The organism is Nonomuraea sp. NPDC049784 (genome assembly GCF_040659615.1).
Lineage (GTDB): Bacteria > Actinomycetota > Actinomycetes > Streptosporangiales > Streptosporangiaceae > Nonomuraea.
In genome coordinates, this window is record NZ_JBFAMX010000533.1 from 1 (window position 1) to 7,062 (window position 7,062).

Below are 7,062 nucleotides of genomic sequence, written 5' to 3' on the forward strand. Positions count from 1 at the left end.
TCGCATTCTGCTCGGCTAAACCACGGTCCGTCACCACCGAAAGTGCGCCAGAGCCCGGTCACTGGTGTAACTCCTGATCAAGGAGAACGCACCTGCCGAGCACAGGACCTGCAGGCCGAGGGAGAGCAGGGCCGGCACGCCTGGCAGACCGGCCGTCGGGGGGATCACGAGGAGGACGAGCACCACCAGGATGATGAGCGTGGACACCCGATCCCCACCGCGACATGACCTTCACCGTTTCCGGCCAAAGCATCCCATAGGTGGCGCCGGGAGTCGCGGGCACGGGGCTCAGGTCCCTGTCAGGCGAACACGCCCCCGACCATGTCGTACAGGTACGCGACCACCATGAAGGCCACCGTGACGAGCGCGAACGCCGTGTAGGAGATCCGTCCCGGCAGTCCCCACCATCCCTTCCACCAGGCGCCCACCGCGCAGGCCACGACCCCGCCGGTGAGGACGAACGCCGTCGAGGAGGCGGCCAGGGCGGCCGTGAGGAGCGGGGAGCCGAGGAAGATGGCGTCGGTGGGCGCGATGGCGATCGTGGCGGCGAACCCGTACGCGAAGACCAGGACGAGGGCGCTGGTGAGCCAGGCGAGCCACCACGCGGTCCGGTGGCGGGCGGGCCGCCTGCGAATCCTCCGTACGAGCGCCGCGATCGGCATCCCGAGCGCGGCGATCAGGAACGCGGTCAGGCCCGCGTAGACCAGCCACACGTGGAAGGCGGCGCCGGAGCGTTCGAAGGTGGCCGCCTCCTCCTGGTGGCCGCCCGCGAGGAGGCCGTGGCCGTCGAAGGCGATGCGTTCCTGACCGCCCCGCTCAGCGAACAGGCCGGGCCCGATGAGCTGCCACGTCTGGTCCGGCTTGGCGGGATCGCGCGACAGGCCGGTCGTGGTGATCGTGCCGTCGCCGGCGGACTCCACGGTCACGTTGTTGAACAGCGCGCCGGACCGCAGCAGGTCGCCGCGGATCCTGGTCGAGGTGTACGTCCCCGCGTACGCGGAGGTGTCCCCGCGCACCGGACGCGGGCTGTCCGCCGGGCCGGGAAAGTAGCGGTCGACGATCCTGGTGATCAGGTCGTTGGCGGCCGCCGTGGAGTCCTCGCCGTTGTAGACGACGTAGACGCCGCTCTTCTGGTCGGGCAGCAGAGCCAGGACGTGGTGGAAGCCGTTGATGTCGCCGCCCTTGTAGAAGATGCGGTGGCCGTTCCTGGCCAGCTCCTCGAGGCCGTACCCCATGCCGGGGAGCCGCTCGTCCTGCGTGTAGTGGCGCCGCATCATGGTCGCGCCGATGTTCCTGCCCAGGCGCTGATCGTTGCCCAGCAGCGCCGTCATCAAGCGGCCCATGTCGGCGGCGGTCGTGACCGGCCCGGCCCCGGAGGCGGGCGACCCGTAGTAGCGCTTGTACGGGACGTCCCCGTTGTACCCCTGGGCGAGGGTGGCGGTCAGCGTGGCGGGCAGCGGCGCGGCGAACGACGTGCTCTTCATGCCGAGCGGCGCCAGTACGTGCTGCCGGACGTACTCGGCGAACGGCTGGCCGGAGGCCACCTCCACCAGGTAGCCGGCGAGGCTGTAGGCGTAGTTGTCGTAGGCGAGGACGGTCCCCGGCGGGCGCACCCGCTCCGGCAGGCCGTTCTTGACCACCTCCGCCAGCGGCTCGGCGGCGGCGGGATCGTCCCAGGACGAGCCGATCACGCTGTCCTCGAAACCGGCCGTGTGGGTCAGCAGGTGCTCCAGGGTGACCGGCCGTCCGGGGAAGGTGTCCTCGATCTCGAAGGTCTTCAGGTAGCGGTTGACGTCGGCGTGGAGGTCGAGCTTGCCCTGCTCGACCAGCTGGAGCGCGGCGATGGCGGTGAACGTCTTGGCCGTCGAGGCCGTGAAGAACCCCGTGCGGGCCGCGTCGACCGGGATGCGCTTCGCCAGGTCGGCGTAGCCGTACCCCTTGGCGAACACCTGCCGCCCGCCCGACACCACCGCGACCGCCGCGCCGGGGACCCCGTGCTCGGCGAGCTGCGCGGGCACCACCTCGTCGACCAGCGTTCCGACGCCTTCCAGGTCCGTGGCGGCGGCGGCCGTACCGCAGAGGCGGGAGACCAGCAGCGCGGTCGTCAGGCCGAGGAACAGGGCTCTCTTCATACCCTCAAGATCGCGAACCTGGGCGGTCGCGGACCAGTGCCTGGCACCTCGATCCGGTATGTGAAATGCACGAACCGGACACCGGAAATATCATGGTCCTTTCCGCTTCGGGGGGAGTCGAGGGTGATTCGGGTGCTGCTGGCCGAGGACATGCACCTGATCCGGGGTGCGCTGGCCTCGCTCCTGCGCCTGGAGCCCGACATCGAGGTCGTCGCCGAGGTGCCGTCCGGGGACGCGGTGGTGCCCGCGGCGCTGGAGCACCGGCCCCACGTCGCGGTGCTGGACGTGCAGATGCCCGGCATGGACGGGATCGAGGCCGCCGCCGAGCTCGGGAAACGGCTCCCCGGCTGCCGGGTGCTCGTGCTCACCCAGCTGGGCCGCCCCGAGGTCCTGCGCAGGGCGCTCGCGGCCCGCGTCGGGGGGTTCATGCTGAAGGACGCCCCGCCCGCCGAGCTCGCCGCGGCCGTGCGCCGCGTCAACGCCGGAGAGACGGTGATCGATCCCGCCCTTGCCGCGGCGACCATCACGGCCAGGGAGAACCCGCTGTCACCGCGCGAGGTCGACGTGCTGCGCCTGGCCGCCGGCGGCGACGACCTCTCGGAGATCGCGGCCGCGCTCCATCTCACGAAGGGCACCGTACGCAACTACCTGGGGGCGATCGTCACCAAGCTCGACGCCCGCAACCGCCTGGACGCCGTACGGATCGCCACCGAAGCCGGCTGGCTTTGACCGCGATGCTTCGCAAAAGTCCGAAGCATGGCCGCATGGGCGGCGATCATGGCTAACCTGCCGTTCCATGATGTACGGCCCCCAGCAGCCACAGTTCAACACCCCCCATCCCCCGCGGCAGCCCCCCGCCTTCGCGCCGCCTCCCGTGGTGATCGACGTAGGCGGTGACGCCAAGGTGAAGGCGCTGATCGGCGGGTCCGTCGCGGGGGTCATCGGGCTCATCTCGATCTTCTCCTCGTTCACCGGGCATACGACGGGCTCGCGCACCGGGGTCGTGGAGCTGACCTTCGGGCTGATCTTCCTGTTCATCGGACTGCTGCCGATCATCGCCTGGCGCAAAATCGGCCGGCCGCGCCGGCTCGTCTTCGACGGCTTCGGCGTGCGCTGGGACGACCCCCAGGGCACGCCGTGGGCGGCTCCGTGGAACGAGCTGTCCGGGGTGGGCATCTCGCGTACGCAGCAGCGCCGGGTCAAGCCGGCCGAGTACCTGATCCGCAGGACGATGGTCCGCCTCGACCTCTTCCCCGCCGATCCGGGCTTCCGCGCGCGCCACCCGGACATGGAGCACCTGTGGGAGTTCCACACGGTCAAGAACGGCTACCGGCTCCCGCTGGGCTCGAACCCCAAGTACATCCCGGTCATCGAGCACGCGATGCGGGAGTACCGCCCGGCGATCTACCTGGGCGTCCGCGACGAGGGCTTCATGGTCGGCCTGGTCTGACCGCCTTCGGCTGCCGCTCAGCCGAAGTCGAGGAAGACAGTCTCCTTCTCGCCCTGCAGGTGGATGTCGAACTGGTAGACGCCCTCACGCTCCTCCACCGGCACCAGCGTCTGCCTGCGCTCGGGCGGCAGCGAGTCGAGCAAGGCGTCCTGACCGAAGTAGATGCGGGTGTAGAGGTGGTGGAGCAGGCCGCGGGCGAACACGCAGACGCTGATGTACCCGGTGCCGGGCAGGAGCGTGCGCAACGCCCAGCGGCCGTCGCCGTCGGTGGGCACCCGGCCGAAGCCGGTGAAGTCGACGCCGTGCCGACCCAGGAGCCCGCCGGTCACCTGGTCGCGCCGCAGCGAGCCCGGCGCTCCGCGCAGGCTGCCAGACGGGTCGGCCTGCCAGAACTCCAGCAGCGCGTCCGGCACCGGGTCGCCCGCGCCGTCGTAGACGTACCCGTGGACGACGATCCCGCCCTCGTCGCTCGGTGGGGCGAGGTCGCCTCCGCCGGGAATCGGGAGCGCGTAGCCGTAGAACGGGCCGACGGTCTGGGAGGGGGTGGGGTTCATCGGCCCTCCTCCATCCAGGTCGCGGCGGGGCCGTCCAGCACGATGTCCCACCGGTAGCCGAGCGTCCACTCCGGCACGGACAGGTCGTGGTCGTAAGTGGAGATCAGCCGCTGCCTGGCCCGCTCGTCGGTGACGGAGTTGAGCACCGGGTCGTACGGGAACAGCGGGTCGTTCGGGAAGTACATCTGCGTGACCAGCCGCTGCGTGAAGGCCGTGCCGAACACCGAGAAGTGGATGTGCGCGGGCCGCCAGGCGTTGACGTGGTTGCGCCACGGGTACGCGCCGGGCTTGATCGTGGTGAACTTGTAGCCGCCCTCGTCGTCGGTCAGGCAGCGGCCCACGCCGGTGAAGTTGGGGTCGAGCGGTGCGGGATGGTCGTCGCGCTGGTGCGGGTAGCGGCCGGAGGCGTTGGCCTGCCAGATCTCCACCAGCTGGCCGCGCACCGGGCGCCCGTCGCGGTCCAGCACCCGCCCCTGCACGGTGATCCGCTCGCCGAGTGGCTCGCCGTGATGCTGCCTGGTCAGGTCCGAGTCGAACGGGGAGACGTCGGTGACGCCGAAGACCGGCCCGGCCAGCTCGGCGGCCTCCGGGTCCTTCAGCGCGACGAGCGGCTGCTTGGGGTGGCGCAGCACGCTGCTGCGGTACGGGGCGAAGTCGCGGTTGGGATGGCCGGTCGCCGCTCCGTCGTGCGCCGCGTGCAACTCGGCGATCTCGCGGTCGATGTCGGCCTGTGTGAGGGGTGGGGTCATCTGTGGCTACCTTTCCAGAACGACGGCCAGGCCCTGGCCGACGCCGATGCAGAGGGACGCGAGCCCGGTGCCGGAGCCGGCGGCCGCGAGCCGGTGGGCCACGGCGCCGGTGATGCGGGCACCGGAGGCGCCGAGAGGGTGGCCCAGGGCGATGGCGCCGCCGTCGGGGTTGACGATGGCGGGATCGAGATCGGGCAGCTCGGCCAGGCAGCCGAGGACCTGCGCGGCGAACGCCTCGTTCAGCTCGGCGGTCGCCAGGTCGCCGAACCTCTTGCCCGCCTTGGCCAGGGCCTTCTGCGAGGCTTCGACCGGGCCCAGCCCGAAGTAGCGGGGTTCGAGCGCGCTTGCGGCGCTCGCGGTGATCCGCGCCAGGGGCTCGCGGCCGCGCAGCCCGGATTCGTCGGTCAGCAGCAGCGCCGCCGCGCCGTCGTTGAGCGGCGAGGCGTTGCCGGCGGTGACCGTGCCGTTCGCGCGGAAGACGGGCTTGAGCCGGGCGAGCTTCTCCAGGCTGGTGTCCTCGCGGATGCCCTCGTCCCTGGTCAGGCCGGCGATGGGGGCGATCTCGCGCTCGAACGACGCCTTGGCCGCCTTCTGGTGGCTGGCCAGCGCGTACGCGTCCTGCTCCACCCTGGCGATGCCGTGCTTGTCGGCGATCAGCTCGGCGCCCTCGCCCAGGGGCACAGTGTGCTCGGCGGGCATCTCCGGGTTGATCAGCCGCCAGCCGAGCGTGGTGGAGACCAGCTCCTGCCCGCCCGCGGGGAAGGCCTTGTCCGGCTTGGGCAGCACCCACGGGGCGCGGGTCATCGACTCGACGCCGCCGGCGATCACGGTGGAGGCGTCGCCGAGGGCGATCATCCGGTACGCCTGGATGACGGCCTCCATGCCGGACCCGCACAGCCGGTTCACGGTCGCGCCCGGCGTGGTCACGGGCAGCCCGGCCAGGATCGCGGCCATGCGGGCGACGTTACGGTTCTCCTCGCCCGCCCCGTTGGCGTTGCCGAGGATCACCTCGTCCGGGGCCTCCAGGTCGTTGCGCTCGGCGATCGCCCGGACGACGTGCGCGGCCAGGTCGTCGGGCCGGACCCCGGCCAGCGCCCCGCCGTGGCGGCCGAACGGCGTGCGGACGGCGTCCACGATGTACACGGTCTTCATGCGAGAACCTCCGCTTCCGTACGGTCGCGCACCTCGGCCAGGCTCACCCCGGGCGCGGTCTCCACCAGCCTCAGCCCGTCGCCGGTGACGTCGAGCACGCCGAGGTCGGTGATGATCCGGTGCACACACTCCTTGCCCGTGAGCGGCAGCGAGCACTCCTTGACGATCTTCGGTGCGCCGTCCTTGGCGGTGTGATCCATGATCACGATGACCCGGCGCGCGCCGTGGACCAGGTCCATCGCCCCGCCCATGCCCTTGACCAGCTTGCCGGGGACCACCCAGTTCGCCAGGTCGCCACGTGCCGAGACCTGCATCGCACCCAGCACCGCCACGTCGATGTGCCCGCCGCGGATCATTCCGAACGACAGCGACGAGTCGAAGAACGCCGCGCCGGGCAGCACGGTCACCGTCTCCTTGCCCGCGTTGATCAGGTCGGGGTCCAGCGCGTCGGGGGCCGGGTAGGGGCCGACGCCGAGGATGCCGTTCTCCGAGTGCAGGATCACGTCCACGTCCGGCGGGAGGAAGGACGGGATGCGGGTGGGCAGCCCGATGCCGAGGTTGACGTAGTCGCCGTCGCGCAGCTCGGCCGCCGCCCGCGCGACCATCTCGTCCCTGCTCCAGCTCATGAAGTGATCCCTTCCCGTGCCGGAGGCGCGGAAATTGTGCGCCGTTCGATCCCCTTGTCGGCCGCCTGCTCGGGGGTGAGGACGAGGACGCGCTGGACGAACACTCCGGGCAGGTGGACCTCGTCCGGCTCCAGCTCGGTCAGCTCCTCGACCTCAGCGATCGTGATCCGCCCGGCCATCGCGGCGAGGGGGTTGAAGTTGCGCGCGGCCTTGTTGAAGACGAGGTTGCCGTACCGGTCGCCCTTGGCGGCCCTGACCAGGGCGAAGTCGGTGGTGATGCTGTGCTCCAGCACGTACTGCCGGCCGTCGAACTCGCGGGCCTCCTTCGGCGGGGAGGACACCGCGACCGAGCCGTCCGGGTTGTGGCGCAGCGGCAGGCCGCCGTCGGCGGGCATGGAG

Annotated in this window: 9 protein-coding genes; 2 read left to right on the forward strand and 7 right to left on the reverse strand. The window is 71.2% G+C overall.

The features are described 5' to 3' along the window. Window positions 1-30: 30 nt before the first annotated feature. Together AB0J09_RS50770 and AB0J09_RS50775 are read right to left on the reverse strand one after the other, a co-directional pair. Complete coding sequence (locus AB0J09_RS50770) at window positions 31-207, reverse strand: hypothetical protein (protein WP_360708583.1); 177 nt, start codon at window positions 205-207, stop codon at window positions 31-33. Between the two features lie 92 nt (window positions 208-299). Continuing rightward, complete coding sequence (locus AB0J09_RS50775; RefSeq protein WP_360708586.1) at window positions 300-2,132, reverse strand: serine hydrolase domain-containing protein; 1,833 nt, start codon at window positions 2,130-2,132, stop codon at window positions 300-302. Window positions 2,133-2,255: 123 nt separating this feature from the next. On the opposite strand from AB0J09_RS50775, the gene AB0J09_RS50780 reads away from it, so the two are divergent. After that, window positions 2,256-2,861 (forward strand): response regulator transcription factor, encoded by a 606-nt coding sequence (locus tag AB0J09_RS50780; protein WP_360708590.1) that lies wholly within the window; start codon window positions 2,256-2,258, stop codon window positions 2,859-2,861. Window positions 2,862-2,928: 67 nt separating this feature from the next. Continuing rightward, the gene (locus tag AB0J09_RS50785; RefSeq protein ID WP_360708593.1) at window positions 2,929-3,582 is read left to right on the forward strand and encodes a hypothetical protein; all 654 of its coding nucleotides are present in this window, start codon (window positions 2,929-2,931) and stop codon (window positions 3,580-3,582) included. Between the two features lie 17 nt (window positions 3,583-3,599). On the opposite strand, the gene pcaG is transcribed toward AB0J09_RS50785, so the two are convergent. The 5 genes from pcaG to AB0J09_RS50810 form a co-directional block, all read right to left on the reverse strand. Continuing rightward, window positions 3,600-4,136, reverse strand: coding sequence for a protocatechuate 3,4-dioxygenase subunit alpha (gene pcaG / locus AB0J09_RS50790; protein ID WP_360708596.1), 537 nt, complete (start codon window positions 4,134-4,136; stop codon window positions 3,600-3,602). Next, entirely contained in the window at window positions 4,133-4,885 is a 753-nt protein-coding gene (gene pcaH / locus AB0J09_RS50795; protein WP_360708598.1) for a protocatechuate 3,4-dioxygenase subunit beta, read from the reverse strand. The genes pcaG and pcaH overlap by 4 nt, the downstream gene beginning before the upstream one ends. Before the next feature lie 6 nt (window positions 4,886-4,891). After that, the gene (locus AB0J09_RS50800) at window positions 4,892-6,037 is read right to left on the reverse strand and encodes a thiolase family protein (RefSeq protein ID WP_360708600.1); all 1,146 of its coding nucleotides are present in this window, start codon (window positions 6,035-6,037) and stop codon (window positions 4,892-4,894) included. Continuing rightward, window positions 6,034-6,663 carry a CoA transferase subunit B gene (locus AB0J09_RS50805; RefSeq protein WP_360708603.1) on the reverse strand — a complete coding sequence of 210 codons (630 nt, stop codon included), beginning with the start codon at window positions 6,661-6,663 and terminating at the stop codon, window positions 6,034-6,036. Before AB0J09_RS50805 ends, AB0J09_RS50800 begins: the two co-directional genes overlap by 4 nt. Further along, window positions 6,660-7,062 (reverse strand): CoA-transferase (locus AB0J09_RS50810; RefSeq protein ID WP_360708606.1); only part of this gene is annotated, 403 nt, incomplete at its 5' end. The genes AB0J09_RS50805 and AB0J09_RS50810, both read right to left, overlap by 4 nt.

Coding starts and splice junctions, on each gene's coding strand:
- AB0J09_RS50775 (WP_360708586.1), bottom strand. CDS start 2,132: ATGAAGAGAGCCCTGTTCCTCGGCCTGACGACCGCGCTGCTGGTCTCC.
- AB0J09_RS50785 (WP_360708593.1), top strand. CDS start 2,929: ATGATGTACGGCCCCCAGCAGCCACAGTTCAACACCCCCCATCCCCCG.
- pcaG (WP_360708596.1), bottom strand. CDS start 4,136: ATGAACCCCACCCCCTCCCAGACCGTCGGCCCGTTCTACGGCTACGCG.
- pcaH (WP_360708598.1), bottom strand. CDS start 4,885: ATGACCCCACCCCTCACACAGGCCGACATCGACCGCGAGATCGCCGAG.
- AB0J09_RS50800 (WP_360708600.1), bottom strand. CDS start 6,037: ATGAAGACCGTGTACATCGTGGACGCCGTCCGCACGCCGTTCGGCCGC.
- AB0J09_RS50805 (WP_360708603.1), bottom strand. CDS start 6,663: ATGAGCTGGAGCAGGGACGAGATGGTCGCGCGGGCGGCGGCCGAGCTG.